This window comes from Burkholderia diffusa (assembly GCF_001718315.1).
GTDB classification, from domain to species: domain Bacteria; phylum Pseudomonadota; class Gammaproteobacteria; order Burkholderiales; family Burkholderiaceae; genus Burkholderia; species Burkholderia diffusa_B.
Genome location: NZ_CP013362.1, coordinates 2,215,954 through 2,235,130, shown reverse-complemented (window position 1 = coordinate 2,235,130; position 19,177 = coordinate 2,215,954). Strand labels below are relative to the sequence as shown.

14 protein-coding genes and 1 tRNA gene are annotated in these 19,177 nt (G+C 67.0%); 8 read left to right on the top strand and 7 right to left on the bottom strand.

The genetic code is table 11. The features are described 5' to 3' along the window. Positions 1-78: 78 nt before the first annotated feature. Positions 79-906: an EI24 domain-containing protein gene (locus tag WI26_RS10295; protein WP_059464211.1), complete on the top strand. Its 828-nt coding sequence runs from the start codon at positions 79-81 to the stop codon at positions 904-906. Beyond that, the gene (locus WI26_RS10290) at positions 903-1,718 is read left to right on the top strand and encodes a competence/damage-inducible protein A (RefSeq protein ID WP_059464210.1); all 816 of its coding nucleotides are present in this window, start codon (positions 903-905) and stop codon (positions 1,716-1,718) included. The genes WI26_RS10295 and WI26_RS10290 overlap by 4 nt, the downstream gene beginning before the upstream one ends. A gap of 148 nt (positions 1,719-1,866) precedes the next feature. Here WI26_RS10290 and WI26_RS10285 read toward each other — a convergent pair whose 3' ends face one another. Then, positions 1,867-2,331, bottom strand: coding sequence for a rhodanese-like domain-containing protein (locus tag WI26_RS10285; protein ID WP_059537864.1), 465 nt, complete (start codon positions 2,329-2,331; stop codon positions 1,867-1,869). 406 nt (positions 2,332-2,737) lie between these two features. Between WI26_RS10285 and glnA the strand changes: the two genes are divergently transcribed. The 4 genes from glnA to WI26_RS10265 all read left to right on the top strand — a co-directional run bounded on the left by glnA (position 2,738) and on the right by WI26_RS10265 (position 9,240). Further along, a complete protein-coding gene (gene glnA, locus WI26_RS10280) occupies positions 2,738-4,153 on the top strand; it encodes a type I glutamate--ammonia ligase (RefSeq protein ID WP_040144590.1) in 1,416 nt (471 codons plus the stop codon). 161 nt (positions 4,154-4,314) lie between these two features. Beyond that, the gene (glnL, locus tag WI26_RS10275) at positions 4,315-5,457 is read left to right on the top strand and encodes a nitrogen regulation protein NR(II) (RefSeq protein WP_059464208.1); all 1,143 of its coding nucleotides are present in this window, start codon (positions 4,315-4,317) and stop codon (positions 5,455-5,457) included. Between the two features lie 46 nt (positions 5,458-5,503). After that, positions 5,504-7,042: a nitrogen regulation protein NR(I) gene (ntrC, locus tag WI26_RS10270; RefSeq protein WP_069225879.1), complete on the top strand. Its 1,539-nt coding sequence runs from the start codon at positions 5,504-5,506 to the stop codon at positions 7,040-7,042. Positions 7,043-7,122: 80 nt separating this feature from the next. Further along, positions 7,123-9,240, top strand: coding sequence for a prolyl oligopeptidase family serine peptidase (locus WI26_RS10265; protein ID WP_069225878.1), 2,118 nt, complete (start codon positions 7,123-7,125; stop codon positions 9,238-9,240). Positions 9,241-9,264: 24 nt separating this feature from the next. Here the strand turns inward: WI26_RS10265 and xth are convergent, their stop codons facing one another. Beyond that, positions 9,265-10,041 carry an exodeoxyribonuclease III gene (gene xth, locus WI26_RS10260; RefSeq protein ID WP_196480708.1) on the bottom strand — a complete coding sequence of 259 codons (777 nt, stop codon included), beginning with the start codon at positions 10,039-10,041 and terminating at the stop codon, positions 9,265-9,267. A gap of 170 nt (positions 10,042-10,211) precedes the next feature. On the opposite strand from xth, the gene WI26_RS10255 reads away from it, so the two are divergent. Then, positions 10,212-10,288: transfer RNA gene (locus WI26_RS10255), tRNA-Met, on the top strand. Between the two features lie 82 nt (positions 10,289-10,370). Here WI26_RS10255 and WI26_RS10250 read toward each other — a convergent pair. Then, positions 10,371-11,063 carry an aspartate/glutamate racemase family protein gene (locus WI26_RS10250; protein ID WP_069225877.1) on the bottom strand — a complete coding sequence of 231 codons (693 nt, stop codon included), beginning with the start codon at positions 11,061-11,063 and terminating at the stop codon, positions 10,371-10,373. A gap of 165 nt (positions 11,064-11,228) precedes the next feature. Between WI26_RS10250 and dinB the strand changes: the two genes are divergently transcribed. Continuing rightward, the gene (gene dinB / locus WI26_RS10245; protein WP_069225876.1) at positions 11,229-12,440 is read left to right on the top strand and encodes a DNA polymerase IV; all 1,212 of its coding nucleotides are present in this window, start codon (positions 11,229-11,231) and stop codon (positions 12,438-12,440) included. Between the two features lie 70 nt (positions 12,441-12,510). Here the strand turns inward: dinB and WI26_RS10240 are convergent, their stop codons facing one another. The 4 genes from WI26_RS10240 to fixL all read right to left on the bottom strand — a co-directional run bounded on the left by WI26_RS10240 (position 12,511) and on the right by fixL (position 19,095). Next, positions 12,511-14,598 carry a M3 family metallopeptidase gene (locus WI26_RS10240; RefSeq protein WP_059915578.1) on the bottom strand — a complete coding sequence of 696 codons (2,088 nt, stop codon included), beginning with the start codon at positions 14,596-14,598 and terminating at the stop codon, positions 12,511-12,513. Between the two features lie 254 nt (positions 14,599-14,852). Then, positions 14,853-15,710, bottom strand: coding sequence for a bifunctional methylenetetrahydrofolate dehydrogenase/methenyltetrahydrofolate cyclohydrolase FolD (folD, locus tag WI26_RS10235; RefSeq protein WP_059537876.1), 858 nt, complete (start codon positions 15,708-15,710; stop codon positions 14,853-14,855). Positions 15,711-15,943: 233 nt separating this feature from the next. After that, positions 15,944-16,582 (bottom strand): oxygen response regulator transcription factor FixJ, encoded by a 639-nt coding sequence (fixJ, locus tag WI26_RS10230; RefSeq protein WP_006493245.1) that lies wholly within the window; start codon positions 16,580-16,582, stop codon positions 15,944-15,946. Further along, a complete protein-coding gene (gene fixL / locus WI26_RS10225) occupies positions 16,579-19,095 on the bottom strand; it encodes an oxygen sensor histidine kinase FixL (RefSeq protein WP_059464201.1) in 2,517 nt (838 codons plus the stop codon). Before fixL ends, fixJ begins: the two co-directional genes overlap by 4 nt. Positions 19,096-19,177 lie beyond the last annotated feature (82 nt).

Genomic DNA, 19,177 nt, shown 5'->3' with positions numbered 1-19,177 from the left:
ACGGCCCGCATGCGCTTTGGCGCATGCGGGCCGTGTGGTTTATCCTTTCCCCGTTTTTCTTCGTCGATACAGGTTCGCATGAACGACTTGCTGCGCTCTTTCGTCCGGGCCTTCGCCAGCGCGCTGCACCCGCGCATGCTCTGGCTCACCCTGATGCCGTTCGTCGTCTCGGCGCTGCTGTGGGGCGTCGTGCTGTGGTTCTCGTGGCAGACGCTGATCGACGCGGCGCGCGGCGCGCTCGACGGCTTCGTGCTCACGGCCGTGCTGTACCGCATGTTCGACGCGATCGGGATGTCGCAGCTGCATGCGGTCGTCGCGCCGTTCGTCGTCGTGTCGCTCGCGATTCCGCTGATCGTGCTGACCGTGCTGCTGCTGATCGCGACGATCTCGATGCCCGTCGTGATCAGGCACCTGTCGAACCGGCAGTTCGCCGCGCTGGAGGCGAAGCGGGGCGGCACGTTCTTCGGCAGCGTGTTCAATTCGCTCGGCGCGGCCGTCGTCGGCGTCGTGCTGCTCGTCGTCACGATCCCGCTGTGGCTGATTCCGCCGTTCTTCGCGTTGCTGCCGCCCGTGATCTGGGGCTGGCTGACCTACCGGGTGATGACCTACGATGCGCTCGCGCAGCACGCGAGCCGCGACGAGCGCCGTGCGCTGGTGCGGCAGCATCGCTGGCCGCTGATCGGCATTGGCGTCGCGACCGGGCTGCTCGGCACCGTGCCGACCTTCGTATGGGTGTCGTCGGTCTGGATGATGGTGCTGTTTCCGTTCGTGGCGGCGGCGATGATCTGGGTTTACGCTTTCATCCTCGTTTTCTCGGCGCTGTGGTTCGGGCACTATTGCCTGCGCGCGCTGGACGACCTGCGCGCGAGTTCGCGCGCCACCGCAATCGACATGGGGCAGGCATGAGCATCGGCATCATCATCATCGGCGACGAGATCCTTTCGGGCCGCCGGCAGGACAAGCACCTGGCCAAGGTTATCGAGCTGCTCGGCGCGCGAGGCCTCGCGCTCGACTGGGCCGAATATGTCGGCGACGATCCGGCGCGGATCACCGCGACGCTCGCGCGCGCGATCGCGTCGGGCGACATCGTCTTCTCCACGGGCGGCATCGGCGCGACGCCGGACGACCACACGCGCCAGTGCGCGGCCGCCGCGCTCGGCGTGCCGCTCGAGCTGCACCCGGAAGCGAAGGCGCTGATCGCGGAGCGCATCCGCGAGACGCATGCCGATCCGGCCACGCCGGTCGATTTCGAATCGCCCGAAAACCAGCATCGCTTCAACATGGGCGTATTCCCGGCGGGCGCGACGATCATCCCGAACGGCTACAACCGGATTCCCGGCTTCTCTGTCGGCGATCTCCACTTCGTGCCGGGCTTCCCGGTGATGGCGTGGCCGATGATCGAATGGGTGCTCGACACGAAGTACCAGCATCTCCACCACGCGACGCCGCACGCGGAGCGCTCGCTGTACGTGTTCGAGCTGCCGGAATCGACGCTCACGCCGCTGATGGAGAAGATCGAGCGCGATTTCCAGGGCGTGCGCGTATTCAGCCTGCCAAGCGTCGGCGATGCCGAGCGTGGCGGGATCTATGCGCGGCGGCATATCGATCTCGGCGTGAAGGGGGAGCCGGAGGCGGTCGCGGCCGCGTTCGTGAAGCTGCGCGAAGGCGTGCACCTGCTCGGCGGCGACGTGGTTGAACCGGACGCGCCGCGCGCCTGAGGGCCGCGTACCGGTCACCCATGCGGGCGGCGCAAAGGCCGGGCAAAAACCGCACAAAAACCGCGGGCCGCGCAATGCGGCCCGTCATCGGGATGTCATCGCCCGGCTCGACGATGTCGCAGTCGGGCGTGCCCAAGCGAATGCGCCGTCAGGCGCCGATCCACGGCAGTTTCCGGAAGCACCAGCCGTCGACCGTCTTGCGGTGGCCTTCGGCATCCTTGCCGCCCTCGAAGCCTTCGAGCAGATCGAACGCCTTCGTGAAGCCGGCCTGCGCCGACGCGACCGCGGCGAGCTTCGAGCGCGCGGCGCTGCGGCACAGGAACAGGATGGGCGTATCGGCCGGGAGAGCCGCTTTCAGTTGATCGATGAATTCGGCGTTCGGCACGCCGCCCGGATAGCGCGTCCATTCGAGGTGCAGGTACTGGCCGTCGCCGACGAGCGGGCGGCCGACCCAGTCGAGCTCGGCGCGCGTGCGCACGTCGACGAGGCGTGCCGACGGGTCGAGCTGCAGCAGTTCGAATGCCTCGACCGGCAGCAGTGCGCCGGCATAGTGGAGCGCGCCCTGGGCGCGGCGTTCTTCGGCCTTCGCGTAAAGCTGGTCGAGCGTACTCATGGCAGGAGGTCTCCGTATCGGTCAAACGATCATTCTAGCGCGGCGCCGCCGCGCGGATGTCCACGTGCCGAGCGGCGCATGCACCGCCCACGCGTTCACCAAAAAAGTGCAGAATGGCATGCATGCACCAGAATGATTCCGCAACGTCGGCGTGCTTGGTCGTTTGCACCATGCAGGTGCGACCGACCGGCCGACGATGCGGCGCCCGGCCCCGGAATTGCGCAGCCGGGCCCTGCCGTGGCGCGGGCTGGCGCGATTCATGTCGCTTCTGCGCCTGGCTGGCACGGTTGCTGCTATATAGAATTCGGTCGACCCGGAGCGCGCTGCGCCAAAGCCAGACTCCGGGCAGCTCGATAAACGAGGCGGTTCCCAGTCCGCCGGAATTGTTCAATCAGGAGAAGAGGTTATGAGTAAAACCGTCGCCGACGTCATGCAGCTCGTGAAGGACGAGGACGTCAAGTTCGTCGATTTCCGCTTCACGGATACGCGCGGCAAGGAACAGCACGTGTCGGTGCCGGTTTCGGCGTTTGACGAAGACAAGTTCGAAAGCGGCCATGCATTCGACGGCTCGTCGATCGCCGGCTGGAAGGGCATCGAGGCGTCGGACATGCTGCTCATGCCGGACCCGAGCGCCGCGTTCATCGACCCGTTCTACGAAGAGTCGACCCTCGTGCTGACCTGCGACGTGGTCGAGCCGGCCGACGGCAAGGGCTACGAGCGCGACCCGCGTTCGCTGGCGAAGCGCGGCGAAGCGTACCTGAAGAGCACGGGCCTGGGCGACACCGCCTACTTCGGTCCGGAGCCGGAATTCTTCATTTTCGACTCGGTCCAGTGGAACACGGACATGTCGGGCTGCTTCGTGAAGATCAACTCCGAAGAAGCGCCGTGGTCGGCAGGCAAGGAATTCGAAGGCGGCAACACGGGCCACCGTCCGGGCACGAAGGGCGGCTACTTCCCGGTCGCACCGGTCGACACGTTCCAGGACATGCGTTCGGAAATGTGCCTGCTGCTCGAACAGCTCGGCATCCCGGTCGAAGTGCACCACCACGAAGTGGCAGGCCAGGGCCAGAACGAAATCGGCACGAAGTTCTCGACGCTGGTGCAGCGCGCCGACTGGACGCAATGGTCGAAGTACATCATCCATAACGTCGCGCACTCGTACGGCAAGACAGCGACGTTCATGCCGAAGCCGGTCGTGGGCGACAACGGTTCGGGCATGCACGTTCACCAGTCGATCTGGAAGGACGGCCAGAACCTGTTCGCGGGCAACGGCTACGCCGGCCTGTCGGAATTCGCGCTGTTCTACATCGGCGGCATCATCAAGCACGCCCGTGCGCTGAACGCGATCACGAACCCGACGACGAACTCGTACAAGCGTCTGGTTCCGCACTTCGAGGCACCGGTCAAGCTCGCGTACTCGGCGCGCAACCGTTCGGCGTCGATCCGCATTCCGCACGTGTCGAACCCGAAGGGCCGCCGCATCGAAACGCGGTTCCCGGACCCGATGGCCAACCCGTACCTGTGCTTCACCGCACTGATGATGGCCGGTCTCGACGGCGTGCAGAACAAGATCCACCCGGGCGAAGCCGCGGACAAGAACCTGTACGACCTGCCGCCGGAAGAGGATGCAAAGATCCCGACCGTCTGCGCAGGCCTCGACCAGGCACTGGAAGCGCTCGACAAGGATCGCGAGTTCCTGACGCGCGGTGGCGTGTTCACCGACGGCATGATCGATGCGTACCTCGCGCTGAAGGAGCAGGAGCTGGCGAAGTTCCGCATGACGACGCATCCGATCGAGTTCGAGATGTACTACTCGCTGTAATCGGCGATGGCGCTTCGATTCAGCGCCGTCATGCCGGTTCGTTCCCGTCGCGCGGCTTGCGGCGGGAACCGCGGAGTCTGAAAGGGGACGGCGTCCAGCCGTCCCTTTTTTGTTCCGAGCATTTCCATTTTCCGACCCGGTGAGGCGCGACGATACGCACGATGGCTCTGAAGAATCTGATCAAGGCGAAGACGGGGCAGCCCGAGCGACTGACGGACGACGAGCGGCTCGCGCGCTCGGGCCTGCTTGCCGGGCTGGAGGCGTTGCCGACGGTCGTGATCGTGCTCGACCGCAAGACGCTGCGGGTCGCGTTCGCGAATCCGTCCGCGGAGGCGATGCTCGACATCTCGCGCCGGCAGCTCGCGCAGCGGCCGTGGGGCGAGATTTTCCCGAACGCGAACGAGCTCGCGTCGACGCTGACCGCGATCGGCGAGGAGCGCTTTCACGCGACGCATCTCGATACCGTGCTCGACCGGCCCGGCCGCGAGCCGCTGCACGTGCACGCGATCGTCGGCTTCCTCGAGACGGCCCCCGATTTCGTGCTCGTCGAGCTGTTCGAGAACGAACGGCAGTCGCGCACCGATCGCGAAGAGCGCATCCACGACCTGACCGCGGTCAACAAGCAACTGATCCGCAACCTCGCGCACGAGATCAAGAACCCGCTCGGCGGCATTCGCGGCGCAGCCCAGCTGCTCGAATTCGAGCTGAGCGAGCGCGAGCGCGGCGAGTTGCGCGAATACACGCAGGTGATCATCAAGGAGTCCGACCGCCTGCAGACGCTCGTTGACCGGTTGCTGGAGCCGCACCGGCATCCGCACATCGTCGGCGACGTGAACATTCATGAAGTGTGCGAACGCGTGCGCGCCGTGATGCTCGCGGAATTTCCGCGCGGGCTCACGATCGAGCGCGACTACGACGTGAGCGTGCCGGACCTGCGCGGCGACAAGGAGCAACTGATCCAGGCGCTGCTGAACATCGTGCGCAACGCCGCGCAGGCGCTGCGCGAACGGATCGCGCAGGGCGACGCGAAGATCGAGCTGCGCACGCGCATCGCGCGCAAGGTAACGATCGCGAAGCGCCTGTACAAGCTGGCACTGGACTTGCACGTGGTCGACAACGGGCCCGGCATTCCGGAGGAGATCCGCGACCGGATCTTCTACCCGCTCGTGTCCGGGCGCGACGACGGCAGCGGCCTCGGACTCACGCTCGCGCAGACGTTCGTGCAGCAGCACGACGGGATGATCGAGGTCGAGAGCCGGCCCGGCCGCACCGAATTTCAGATCCTGCTGCCGCTCGATCATTGAGCGGCAGCATGGCGATTCACCGGATTCACCCATACCTGACCGACCTATGAAGCCGATCTGGATAGTAGACGACGACCAATCGATCCGCTGGGTGCTCGAAAAGGCACTCGCCCGGGACAGCTTCGCGACGAAGAGCTTCGCGAACGTGCGCGACGCGCTGGCCGCGCTCGACCATGAGACGCCGCAGGTGCTCGTATCCGACATCCGGATGCCGGGCGGCTCCGGCCTCGAGCTGTTGCAGGCGATGCACGAGCGCTTGCCGGGCCTGCCCGTCATCATCATGACGGCGTTCTCCGATCTCGACAGCGCCGTCGCGGCGTTCCAGGGCGGCGCGTTCGAATATCTCGCGAAGCCGTTCGACGTCGACAAGGCCGTCGAGTTGATTCGCCGCGCGGTCGAGGAAAGCCTGCGCGGAGGCGCGCCGCAGGACGAGCGCGTCGCCGAGGCGCCCGAGATGCTCGGCCAGGCGCCCGCGATGCAGGACATGTTTCGCGCGATCGGCCGCTTGTCTCATTCGGCCGCGACCGTGCTGATCACCGGCGAATCGGGCACCGGCAAGGAACTCGTCGCACGGGCGCTGCACCGTCACAGCCCGCGGGCGAACGGTCCGTTCATCGCGTTGAACACCGCTGCGATTCCGAAGGACCTGCTGGAATCCGAACTGTTCGGCCATGAGCGCGGCGCGTTCACCGGTGCGCAGACGACGCGCCAGGGCCGCTTCGAGCAAGCGGAGAACGGCACGCTGTTCCTCGACGAAATCGGCGACATGCCGTTCGATCTGCAGACGCGCCTGTTGCGCGTGCTGTCGGACGGCCAGTTCTATCGGGTCGGCGGCCACAACCCGCTGCGCGCGAACGTGCGCGTGATCGCCGCGACGCACCAGAATCTGGAGGCGCGCGTGCGGCAGGGGCTGTTCCGCGAGGACCTTTACCACCGGCTCAACGTGATCCGGCTGCGGCTGCCGCCGCTGCGCGAACGCAGCGAGGACATCGCGCTGCTCACGCGTCACTTCCTGCAGAAGAGCGCGCGCGATCTCGGCGTCGAGCCGAAGCGCGTATCGGACGAGGCGCTCGCGTATCTGACGTCGCTGCCGTTTCCCGGCAACGTGCGGCAGCTCGAGAACCTCGCGAACTGGCTGACCGTGATGGCGCCCGCGCAGACGGTCGAGATCAAGGACCTGCCGCCCGACCTCGTGCCGGCGGGCACGCCGGTGGCCGCGACGGCCGATGGCGCGGATGCGCACGGCGGCGTGAGCGGAAGCGGGAGTGGCGGCGCCGGCGACGCGGCGCGCGCGCAGCTGGGGGGCGGTGTCGTGCCGTTGACGACGGCGCCCGTCACGGCCGCGCCGAACGGTGCGCCGGCCGGCTATCCGATGTGGGAAAGCGGGCTGCGCACCGAAGTCGCGCGGCTGCTGCGCGAGAATTCGGCCGACGTGATGGACGAGCTCGCGCGCCGTTTCGAGGCGGCCGTGATCCGCGAGGCGCTCGACTTCACGCGCGGCCGCAAGGTCGAGGCGGCGGAGCGGCTCGGCATCGGCCGCAACACGATCACGCGCAAGATCCAGGAACTGCATCTGGAGCCGTAAGCAACCGTCGCGGCATGCGCGTGCGTCGCGCATGCCGCGATCGGACATAATCGCGGTTTGCCGTCACGTGCGCTTCCGTCATGTCCGATTCCTTCCGCTGGCCCGCCGGGGCCGATCCCTTCCGTTTTCTCGAAGCGCTCGACAGCAAGCGCGCCCGTGCGTGGGTCGACGAGCAGAACGCGCGCACGCGCGCCGCGCTGCGCGACGATGATGCGTATCGCGCGCTCACCGCGCGGCTTGCGCACGCGTATCTGCCGCGCGAACGCCCGGTGATTCCCACCCGCTGGCGCGACTGGGCGTACGACCTGTGGCAGGACGATCTCCACCCGAAGGGGCTGTGGCGCCGCGCGCGCTGGGACGACTGGCGTGCCGGCCGGCCCGAATGGGAAACGCTGCTCGACGTCGACGCGCTCGGCGCGCAAGAGGGCGAATCGTGGGTGTTCGAGCAGGATGCGATCCTGTACCCGGACGGCGACCGCGCGCTGCTGTCGCTGTCGCCGGGCGGTGCCGACGCCGTCGTCGTGCGCGAGTTCGATCTCGTGCAGCGTCGTTTCGTCGATGGCGGTTTCACGATCGACGAGCCGGGGCATCACACGGTCGGCTGGATCGATCGCGATACCGTCTACGTGAGCTGGGATCGCGGCGAAGCGCATGCGACCGCGGCCGGCTATCCGTACGACGCGCGCCGCTGGGTGCGTGGTACGCCGCTCGCCGATGCGCCGGTCGTATTTCGCGGCGAACCCGACGACATCAGCGCGGGCGCGTGGTTCGATCCGATCGATGGCCGCCACGTCGCGTGGCGCAGCGTGGATTTCTTCGACGCACACGCGTACCGGCTGACCGACGCGGGCGAGTGGGCGCGCTACGACGTGCCGACGCATGTCGAGGTCGGCTTCTGGGAAGGCTGGCTCGTGCTGGAGCCGCGGCTCGACTGGGACTGCGGCGGCGTGCGCCACGCAGGCGGCTCGCTGCTCGCGATCCGCGAGCAGGCGTTCCTGGCAGGCTCGCGCGAGCTCACGACGCTGTTCGCGCCGCGGCCGTCGACGTCCGCCTGCACGTGGACGCACACGCGCACGATGCTGATCGCGAGCTGGCTCGACGACGTGCACAACCGCACGATGCTGTGGCAGCCGCGCCAGCGCGAGGACGGCGCGTGGACGTGGGACGCACGGCCGTTCGACTGGCCGGGCGATGCGCAGATCGACGTCGAGCCGGTCGAGTCGACGCTGAACGACGACGTGTACGTGGACGTCGATACCTATCTCGATCCGCCCGAATGCTGGCTCGCCGACCTGGCCGATCGCGCGGCCGATGCGCCGTCGCGCCGCGTGCTGCTCGATCGGCCGCCGGTGCGGTTCGATGCGGCCGGGCTCGTCGTGCGCCGCGCGAACGCCCGTTCGCGCGATGGCACGGTGGTGCCGTACACGCTGATCGGGCCGCGTGATGCGCTCGATGCGCCGGATCGTGCGGAAGGCGGCACCCGCGTCGCGCGGCCATGTCTGTTGTCAGGCTATGGCGGTTTCGCGATTCCGAACCTGCCGGGCTACAGCGATGCACTCGGCATCGCATGGCTCGAACGCGGCGGTGTCGCGGCGTTCGCGCACATCCGCGGCGGCGGCGAATTCGGGCCGGGGTGGCACGTCGACGCGCAGCGCGAACACCGGCAGCGCTCCTTCGACGACTTCATCGCGGTGGCCGAGGACCTGATCCGCACCGGCGTGACGACGGCCGCGCAACTCGGCATCGAGGGCGGCAGCAACGGCGGGCTGCTGGTCGGTGCATGCATGGTGCAGCGTCCGGAGCTGTTCGGCGCGGTGCTGTGCCGCGTGCCGCTGCTCGACATGCGTCGCTATCCGAAGCTGCATGCGGGCGCCGCGTGGCTCGATGAGTACGGTGATCCCGAGGATTCGCGCGAGGGCGCGGCACTGGCCGCGTACTCGCCGTATCACCGCGTACGCGAAGGTGTCGTGTATCCGCCGCTGCTGCTGACGACATCGACGCGCGACGACCGCGTGCATCCCGCGCATGCGCGCAAGATGGCCGCGCGCATGCATGCGCTCGGACACGAACGGGTGTGGTATTGGGAGAACACCGACGGCGGCCACGGCAGCGCCGACGATCTGGAGCGCGCCGAATCCGATGCGGCGGAATTCGGCTTCCTGTGGGCTCATCTCGGGCCCGCGCCCGCGCGAGGTTGAGCGCAGGCGCGAGCGGGCAGGGGCTCAGCCGACGATCGCGACGACGGGCGTGTGGTCGGACGGCTGGTCCCACGTGCGCGGCACGCGGTCGACTTCGCACGACGTGCAGGTGGCGGCGAGCGCTGGCGACAGCAGCACGTGGTCGATGCGCAGCCCCGCGTTGCGGCGGAACGCGAACATCCGGTAGTCCCACCACGTGAAGGTCTTCTCCGGCTGTTCGAAGCGGCGGAATGCATCGACGAAGCCGAGTTCGATCAGCTTCGCGAAGTGCGCACGCTCCTGCGGCGACACGAGATTCTGGCCTTCCCATTTCGCCGGGTCGTGCACGTCGCGGTCTTCCGGCGCGATGTTGTAGTCGCCGAGCAGCGCAAGCTTCGGGTAGCGCTGCATCTCGGTGCTCAGCCACGCATGCAGCGCGTCGAGCCATTGCATCTTGTAGACGAACTTGTCGGAGTCGGGCGCCTGGCCGTTCGGAAAATAGGCGGACACGATCCGCACGCCTTCGACCGTCACGGCGATCACGCGCTGCTGCGGGTCGTCGAAGCCGGGGATGTTGCGCACGACGTCCGATTCGTCGACGGCGAGCGTGTCGCGCACGAGGATCGCGACGCCGTTGTAGGTCTTCTGGCCCGTGAACCAGCTGCGGTAGCCGGCGGCCTCGAGATCGGCGCGCGGATACTTCTCGTCGGGCAGCTTCAGTTCCTGCAGGCACAGCACGTCGGTCCCGCTTTGCGCGAGCCAGTCGAGCACATGCTGCTTGCGGACGTTGAGCGAGTTGACGTTCCAGGTGGCGATTTTCATGAACGGGAATGCGTGCGGGGTGAATGCGAAGGCCGCCATCTTACCGCGAGCAAGGGGCGCGAACGCGCGCGACACACGGCGCGACGCATCGGCCTATCGATGGCCTGCAAAGAAATTGTGACAAAAGTGTTGACGTGAGTGCTTCATCACCCTATAATTTATTTCTCTGACGCGGGGTGGAGCAGTCTGGCAGCTCGTCGGGCTCATAACCCGAAGGTCGTAGGTTCAAATCCTACCCCCGCAACCAAGCACACCAGACGATGTGCAGCGCAAGTGACCGATGCGCGCTTCGTCGACAGGAACCCGGCCCCGTGCCGGGTTTTTTGTTTTCAGCCCGCCGCCCACTCGACCGCCGCCTTCGCATGCAGTGCGGTCGTATCGAACACCGGCAGCGGCGAATCGTCCGCGCCGATCAGCAGCGTGATTTCCGTGCAGCCGAGTATCACCGCCTGCGCGCCGCGTTTCGCCAGTTCTTCGATGATCGCCACGTAGGTCGCGCGCGACCCGGCATCGATCACGCCATGACACAGCTCGTCGTAGATGATCCGGTGCACGTCGCCGCGCGCGGATTCGTCCGGCACCACCACGTCGAGGCCGAATTTGTCGCGCAGACGCTCCGCGTAGAACGGCAATTCCATCGTGTAACGCGTGCCGAGCAGCGCGACGCGCTCGACGCCGGCGGCACGCAGCGCGGCGCCGGTCGGATCGGCGATGTGCAGGAACGGCAGCGCCACCGCAGCCTCGATCGCGCCGTGCACGCGGTGCATCGTGTTGGTCGTCAGAACGACGAGATCGGCGCCGGCCGCTTCGAGCCGGCGCGCGGCATCGGCCATCCGTTCACCGAGCGCGGCCCAGTCCTGCGCGCGCTGCAGCGCTTCGATCTCCGCGAAATCCACCGTGACCAGCACGCTCTTCGCATTGTGATGGCCGCCGTGCAGCGCTTTCGAATGGCGATTGATCATCCGGTAGTACTCCGCCGACGATTCCCAGCTCATCCCGCCGATCAGTCCGATCGTTTTCATGCGTCACCGTATGTGTCGTATCTCGTGACGGACGAGTATAGGGGTCGGTCCGCGCGCACGGCGATACGCTTCGTGCGAAGCGGGCCGGTACAACGCTGTCGCCGGCGGCTGGCCGGGGCAGGGAAGCGAGCGGCGCGGCAGCACGCGACAGTTGAAACGGGCACTGTGTTTTTGTACAGTATCGGCACCGTGAATCCGACCATCATCCCGCCTGCCGATCCGCGCGTGCCGCCACCCGGCGACGCGCCGTCGCGCGTGCGCAAGATCATCCATTGCGACTGCGATTGCTTTTACGCATCGGTCGAGATGCGCGACGACCCGTCGCTGCGCAACCGGCCGCTGGCGGTCGGCGGCCGGCCCGACCAGCGTGGCGTGATCGCGACCTGCAACTACGAGGCGCGCCGATACGGTGTGCATTCGGCGATGTCGTCGGCGCTGGCGATGCGCAAGTGCCCGGACCTGCTGATCCTGCCGTCCGCGATGGACAAGTACCGCGCGGCGTCGCGGCAGATCATGGCGATCTATCGCGACTACACGCGTGACGTCGAGCCGCTGTCGCTCGACGAGGCATACCTCGACGTCACCGGTTCCGAACTGTGCCAGGGCAGCGCGACGCTGATTGCACGCGAGATTCGCCAGCGCGTATACGACACGGTCGGCGTGACGGTTTCGGCGGGCGTCGCGCCGAACAAGTTCATCGCGAAGATCGCGTCCGACTGGAACAAGCCCGACGGCCTGTTCGTCGTTCGCCCGCATGAGGTCGATGCATTCGTCGCGGCGTTACCGGTGCGCAAGCTGCACGGCGTCGGCCAGGTAACGGCCGCGCGGCTCGACCGGCTCGGCATCCAGGCCTGCGCGCAGTTGCGCGACTGGTCGCTGATCGACCTGCATCGCGAGTTCGGCGCGTTCGGCCGGCGGCTGTACCAGCTGGCACGCGGAATCGACGAGCGGCCAGTGCAGGCCGACCAGGAGCGCAAGTCGGTCAGCGTCGAGACGACCTACGTCACCGACCTGACGACGCTCGAGCAATGCGCGGACGAGATCCGTCGCCTCGTCGTGCAGCTCGACGCGCGGATCGCACGCGCGGGCGCGGCCCGCATGATCCGCAAGCTATACGTGAAGATCCGCTTCGCCGATTTCCAGCGCACGACGGTCGAGTGCGTGGCCGACGCGACGAATGCGCAGACGGCCGTCTCGCTGCTCGCGAAGGGGCTGCAGCGGCGCGCGCAGGCCGTGCGGCTGCTCGGCGTCGGCGTGCGCATCGACGAGGACACGGCCGAGCGTCACGGGCAGTTTTTGCTGTTCGACGACGAGGCCGACCGCAACACGGACAACACGGACAACACGGACGAAGCGGGCGGCGAAACGCCGGCGTGATGAAAAAAAGGCACCGCCGAAGCGGTGCCTTTCGATGCTGCCGGACGAGCCGGGCAGGGCATGCCAATAGTCAGTGCGCGGGGGAAGCCATCCCGTTATGGCGCAGCAGCGCGTCGATTTCCGGCTCGCGGCCGCGGAATGCCTTGAACGAATCCATTGCCGGCCGGCTTCCGCCGACTTCGAGGATCTCGCGGCGATAGCGCGTGCCGGTCGCCGCGTCGAGCACGCTGCCGCTTGCGGCGGCCGCTTCCTCGAATGCCGCGTACGCGTCGGCGGACAGCACCTCGGCCCACTTGTAGCTGTAATAGCCGGCCGCATAGCCGCCGGCGAAGATGTGGCTGAACGTGTTGGGCCAGCGCGAGAACGCCGCCTGCGGGATCACGTGGTAGCGCTCGTTGATCTCGCGCGCGAACGCGTTTACGCCGGTCGCGCCGGCCGGGTCGAAGTCGACGTGCAGCAGCATGTCGAACATCGAGAACACGATCTGGCGCAGCGTGCCCAAGCCGCTCTGGAAGTTCTTCGCGGCGATCATCTTGTCGAACAGCTCGCGCGGCAGCGCGGCGCCCGTGTCGACGTGCGACGACATCGACGACAGCACGTCCCATTCCCAGCAGAAGTTTTCCATGAACTGCGACGGCAGCTCGACCGCATCCCATTCGACGCCGTTGATGCCCGACACACCGAGTTCGTCGACGCGCGTCAGCATGTGATGCAGCCCGTGGCCGAATTCATGGAACAGCGTGATGACTTCGTCGTGCGTGAAGCATGCGGGCTTGCCGCCGACCGGCGCCGAGAAGTTGCAGGTCAGGTACGCGACCGGCGTCTGCACGGCGTTGCCGCGCTTCGCGCGCGCACGCGCATCGTCCATCCATGCACCGCCGCGCTTGCCTTCGCGTGCATACAGGTCGAGATAGAACTGCGCGACGAGCGAGCCGTCGCGGTTTTCCACGCGGAAGAAGCGCACGTCCTTGTGCCACACCGGTGCGTCGTCCGGCTTGATCCGAACGCCGAACAGCGTTTCGGTGACGGTGAACAGGCCCTTCAGCACGGCCGGCTCCGGGAAGTACTGCTTGACCTCGTTTTCCGAGAACGCGTAGCGCTGCTGGCGCAGCCGCTCGGCCGCGAACGCGACGTCCCACGGCGCGAGCTCGGCCAGACCGAGTTCCTTCGCGGCGAACGCGCGCAACTCGTCCCAATCCTTTTCGGCGTGCGGTCGCGCGCGTGTCGCGAGATCCTCGAGGAATGCGATCACCTGCTGCGGCGATTCGGCCATCTTCGGCGCAAGCGACACTTCGGCGAAGTTGCGGTAGCCGAGCATCTGCGCTTCTTCGCGGCGCAGCTTCAGTTCGTCTGCGACGATCGCCGTGTTGTCCCACTCGGCCTTGCCGCCGCCGTACTGCGGGCCGAGTTCCGACGCGCGGGTTGCATAAGCGCGGTACAGCGTCTCGCGCATCGCGCGGTTCTCGGCGTACTGCAGCACCGGGAAGTAGGACGGGAAGTGCAACGTGAACTTCCAGCCTTCCTTGCCTTCCTTTTGCGCGGCTTCGCGCGCCGCTTCGATCGCGTCGCCCGGCAGGCCGGCGAGCTCGGCTTCGTCGTGCGCGAAATACGCGTACGCATTGGTCGCGTCGAGCACGTGGTCGGAGAACGCCTTCGACAGCGCGGCCTGCTGCTCCTGCAGCTCCGCGAAGCGCGGCTTCTGGTCCTCGGGCAGCTCGGCGCCGGACAGCCGGAAATCGCGCAGCGCGTTGTCGAGGATCTTCTTGCGCTCGGCGGACAGCGTCGCGTATTCGGCGCTCGCTGCGATCGCCTTGTACTTCTCGTACAGCGCGAGGTTCTGGCCGACGCTCGACCAGAACTCCGTCACGCGCGGCAGGTTTTCGCCGTAGGCGGCGCGCAGCTCCGGCGTATCGGCGACCGCGTTCAGGTGGCCGACCACGCCCCATGCGCGCCCGAGCGGTTCCGTCGCCTGCTCGACCGTCTCGACGATCGCGGCCCATGTCGCCGGCGTCGCGGGGGCGCTCGCGGTGTCGACCGCGCGGTTGGCGGCTTCGAGCAGCGTGTCGAGCGCGGGCGTCACGTGTTCCGGACGAATCTCGCCGAAGCGGGGCAGGCCGGAGAAATCGAGGAGCGGATTGGTGTTGGCGCTGGCGGACATTAAGACTCCCTGTCTGTTGCCGGATGAACCGGGGTGAAAAGGGTGAGGCGCGATGCGGCGGCGCCCGATACCGACATTATTGGGGCGCATCGTGCGCTTTCCAATCGTTAGTTTCTAACGGTGCGATTGGCTGCGCTCGGTGCGGGGTCGGATACGGGGGAATTCAGTGCGACGGCGCGGCCGCGGCGGGCGGCCGGCAAGACGCCGGCGCACGAATGCGCGCCGGCTGGACGGGCAGGGCGATCGGGTGGCGATCAGGCTGCCGCGGCGGCGCGCTCGGCGGCTTCGATCGTGTTGATCAGCAGCATCGTGATGGTCATCGGGCCGACACCGCCCGGCACCGGCGTGATGTAGCCGGCGACTTCCTTCACGCCGGCGAAGTCGACGTCGCCGCACAGCTTGCCCGCGTCGTCGCGGTTCATGCCGACGTCGATCACCGTCGCGCCCGGCTTGACCATGTCGGCCGTCAGGATGTTGCGCTTGCCGACCGCGGCGACCACGACGTCGGCCTGGCGCGTGTGCGCGGCGAGGTCGCGCGTCTTGCTGTGGCAGATCGTCACGGTCGCGCCGGCTTCGAGCAGCAGCATCGCCATCGGCTTGCCGACGATGTTCGAGCGGCCGATCACGACGGCGTTCGCGCCCTGAAGCGGGATGTCATGCGCTTCGAACATCTTCATCACGCCGTACGGCGTGCACGGGCGGAACAGCGGCTTGCCCGTCATCAGCGCGCCGGCGTTTGCGACGTGGAAGCCGTCGACGTCCTTTTCCGGCGCGATCGCTTCGATCACCTTGTGGCTGTCGATGTGCTTCGGCAGCGGCAACTGGACCAGGATGCCGTGGATCTTCGGATCGCGGTTCAGTTCGTCGATGCGCGCAAGCAGGTCGGCTTCCGACAGCGTGTCCGGGTACGCATCCTTCAGCGAGAAGAAGCCGTTGTCCTCGCACGCCTTGATCTTGTTGCGCACGTAGACTTCGCTCGCCGGGTTGGCGCCGACCAGGATCACCGCGAGACCGGGCTGGTGGCCGCGTGCGGTCAGGGCGGCGGCGCGTTCGGCGGCCTGCGCGCGCAATGTCTTCGAGAGGGCGTTGCCGTCGATGAGGAGGGCTGTCATGGTGGTGGTCCTGCCGGGAAGTTGGAATGCGGGCGTGCGGCGCGCGAAGCGCCGCAGCAAAGCACGCAATTATACCGGTCGCTTGCCGTCGTCCGACAGCGAATACAAGGAAAGCGTCATGGCGGCGGTGACGGCGCCCCGGGAGGCGGCGCCGGGCCGCGCCGCGCGGAGGGTCCGCATCGCGCGGCACGGTGGTGCGGCCGGGCAGGGCTGCCCGGAACCGCGCGCAACGTTCAGGCCTGCTTCTTCGACAGCGCGAGGCGCAGCAGATCGGCGACCGTGTTGACGTTGAGTTTTTCCATGATGTTCGCGCGGTGCGCTTCGACCGTCTTGATGCTGATCCCGAGATCGTCGGCGATCTGCTTGTTCAGACGGCCGGCGATGATCCGCTCGAGCACCTGTTGCTCGCGCGCGGTCAGCTTCGACAGGCGCTCGCTCGCGGCGCGCTGTTCCTGGACGCTCTTGCTTTCGCTTCGGGCCTTGTCGAGCATCCGCTCGACGAGCTTGCGCAGCTCGGCCTCGTCGAACGGTTTCTCGATAAAGTCCATCGCACCCTTTTTCATCGTCGATACCGCCATCGGCACGTCGCCGTGGCCCGTGACGAAGATGATCGGCAGTGCGGCGTTGTCGGCGATCAGGCGTTCCTGCAGTTCGAGGCCGCTCATGCCCGACATCCGCACGTCGAGGATCAGGCACGCGATCTGGCCGGCCTGCTGCGCCGGCTGATAGGCATCGAGGAACTGCTCGGCGCTCGAGAAGCATTGCACGCGATAGCCGTTCGCCTCCAGCAGCCAGCGCAGCGAGTCCCGTACGGCCTCGTCGTCGTCGACGACGAAGACAGTTTCCTGAGTGGTGGTGACAGGGCTATTCATAGTTCTCCCGTAACGGTATGTGATGCCGATGCCTCGCGCCCCCCTTGGCCGAGATCAGCGGGTTCCCCAATGGGCAGGCTGCAGTGGAATGTCGCGCCGGAAATGCGGCCGTCCGGTTCGACATTGTTGACCACCCACAGACGCCCCCGATGCGATTCGATGATCGAACGGCAGATATTCAGCCCCATGCCCATGCCGTCGGACTTGGTGCTGTAAAACGGTTCGAACAGGCGTTCGGCGGTCGCTTCGTCCACGCCCGGACCCTGGTCGATCACGCGGATGTCGACGAAACCCGCGTCGATGTCGGCGACGACGCGGATCACGCCGTCCGCCGACGCCGGCTTCACGTCGGCCATCGCCTCGGCCGCGTTCTTCATCAGGTTCACGAGCACCTGCTCGATTAGCACGGGGTCGACATAAATAATAGGCATTCTTGCGAGGATTTCCGTGACGATCCGGATCCTGCGCTTCCTGGCCTCGATTTCGGCGAGCCCAACCGCGTCGGCGACGATGTCCGCGACCCGCGCGGGCTGGCGTTTCGGCTCGCTGCGCTTCACGAATTCGCGGATCCGCTTGACGATCATCCCCGCGCGCAACGCCTGTTGCGCGGTTTTTTCCAGCGCGGGCTGCAGCGTCTCTGGCGTGCCGCGGCCGCTCTTCACGAGCGCGAGCGTGCCCGAGCAGTAATTGTTGATCGCCGCGAGCGGCTGGTTCAATTCGTGAGCAATCGACGACGCCATTTCGCCCATCGTCATCAATCGGCTCGTGAACTGCAGCTTTTCTTCCTGCTGGTGCGCGAGCTCCTGCGCTTTCTTGCGGGTCGTGATGTCGGTCGCGATCTGCATCTGCGCGAGGTGGCCGTCCACCCACTGGATGTACTGGCGGCGCACCTCGAACCACTTCTGGATGCTTTCGACGTACACCTCCTGCGCATCCGCCGTGCTGCTCGTCAGCGCGGCCGCCGGCAGGCCCGCGAACGCGTCGACCATGTCGATCGAGTCGGACGACGCCTGCGCGCGGTCAAAGCCGCCACCCGACAACTCGAGGTGGCCGTCCGGGCGAATCCCGAACAGGTGGCGGTAGTAGCGGTTCGCGAACAGCAGCTCGGCTTCGTCGGCGGCCAGCACCGACACCGCGGCGTCAAGGCTTTCGAGCACCGTCGTGAAGCGCTCGTGCGCGGCCGCGAGTTCCTCGCGCGCGCGCTTCGGCTCGGTGATGTCGGTCATCGACGACATCCAGCCGGTCTGGCGGCCCGAGCTGTCGATCAGCGGCGACACGTAAAGGCGCGCATGGAACAGCGTGCCGTTCTTGCGCCGCACGCGCAGCTCGAATCCCGAGCTCGGCGCCTTGCCGCGCAGCGTCATGTCGAGCTGGCGCTGCATTTCCGGGTACGCGTCGCGCGGCCAGTATGGGAACGGCGCGACCTTGCCGACGAGGTCGGTCTCGTCCCAGCCCGTCATCCGGCAGAAAGCGGGGTTCACGTGCGTGATGCGGCCGTGCATGTCGAGCACGCGCATGCCGATCAGCACCGAGTTTTCCATCGCGCGGCGGAAGAACGCTTCCGCGTACAGCGCCTGCTGCGCCTCGAAGCGCTGGCGCGTGTGCTTCCACAGGCTCCAGAGGCTCCACAGCACGAAGCACGACAGCCCGGCGACCAGCCACACGAGCGTATTGTTGGTCAGGTTCGTGAGCTGCGGGAATGCGTATACGCGCACGGTCAGCCCCTGGCCGGGCGGATCGAGCGGCAGGTCGTAGTGGGAGTCGCGCGGCAGGCGCGGGCGCGTCGACGTGGACGACAGCTCGCGATTGTTCGAGTCGGTGATCGAGATCTTGTACTTCGACGACAGCTCCTGCGGGATGTCGTGCTTCAGGATCCCTTCGACCGAAAACACCGCGGCGATCGAGCCGAGATATTCGCGATCGCCGCGCATCACGGGTGTCTGCAGCGTGATGAAGCCGTTGCCGAAGTCGTCGTAGATCAGCGGCGAATAGGCCTGGCGGCGCGTGCTGCGCGCCTCGTCGTATGCGCCGCGCACGGCGTCCTGCATCTGTGCGTCGCCGGGCTTCGCGAGTCGCTGGCCGAGCAGCGGCGGATGCACGGTCGGCCAGCGCTGCACGCCGGGCGCGGTGTACCAGTTCAGATAGAGGATTTCCGGATGCGTCTGCATCACGTCCGCGACGGCCATCTGGAACGCGTTCTGGTCGAGGCGGCCGGACGCGAGATCGCGCGACAGCGCCTGCAGTTGCTCCTGCGCGCCCGTCATCGACAGGCGGATCTGCTGCTGCGCCCACGCGACGTTACGGAACAGCGTGTCTTCCTGCTGCTGCTGTTCGCGGCGATTGAGGCTCCATAGAATCAGGCTCATCACCACGAGGAACACGAGGATCGACAGCAGCGGTGTCAGCAGATAGGAGTTGGACCACCACGGTCCGTGGTGCCAGCGGGACGGCTGCGACTCCGCCGGCGGGCCCGACGGTCGCGCCGAGCGTGCGAAAAGCCGATCGGTCAACATGGCAGGATTGTAGCGCAGCGCAATACATGGAAAACCCATACCGGATATGTTGAACGGAAACGAATTTGTGCTCGCGGCGCGT

Coding starts and splice junctions, on each gene's coding strand:
- WI26_RS10290 (WP_059464210.1), top strand. CDS start 903: ATGAGCATCGGCATCATCATCATCGGCGACGAGATCCTTTCGGGCCGC.
- glnA (WP_040144590.1), top strand. CDS start 2,738: ATGAGTAAAACCGTCGCCGACGTCATGCAGCTCGTGAAGGACGAGGAC.
- folD (WP_059537876.1), bottom strand. CDS start 15,710: ATGACAGCCCTCCTCATCGACGGCAACGCCCTCTCGAAGACATTGCGC.
- WI26_RS10285 (WP_059537864.1), bottom strand. CDS start 2,331: ATGAGTACGCTCGACCAGCTTTACGCGAAGGCCGAAGAACGCCGCGCC.
- WI26_RS10250 (WP_069225877.1), bottom strand. CDS start 11,063: ATGAAAACGATCGGACTGATCGGCGGGATGAGCTGGGAATCGTCGGCG.
- WI26_RS10295 (WP_059464211.1), top strand. CDS start 79: ATGAACGACTTGCTGCGCTCTTTCGTCCGGGCCTTCGCCAGCGCGCTG.
- fixL (WP_059464201.1), bottom strand. CDS start 19,095: ATGTTGACCGATCGGCTTTTCGCACGCTCGGCGCGACCGTCGGGCCCG.
- WI26_RS10240 (WP_059915578.1), bottom strand. CDS start 14,598: ATGTCCGCCAGCGCCAACACCAATCCGCTCCTCGATTTCTCCGGCCTG.
- ntrC (WP_069225879.1), top strand. CDS start 5,504: ATGAAGCCGATCTGGATAGTAGACGACGACCAATCGATCCGCTGGGTG.
- fixJ (WP_006493245.1), bottom strand. CDS start 16,582: ATGAATAGCCCTGTCACCACCACTCAGGAAACTGTCTTCGTCGTCGAC.
- xth (WP_196480708.1), bottom strand. CDS start 10,041: ATGAAAATCGCCACCTGGAACGTCAACTCGCTCAACGTCCGCAAGCAG.
- glnL (WP_059464208.1), top strand. CDS start 4,315: ATGGCTCTGAAGAATCTGATCAAGGCGAAGACGGGGCAGCCCGAGCGA.
- WI26_RS10265 (WP_069225878.1), top strand. CDS start 7,123: ATGTCCGATTCCTTCCGCTGGCCCGCCGGGGCCGATCCCTTCCGTTTT.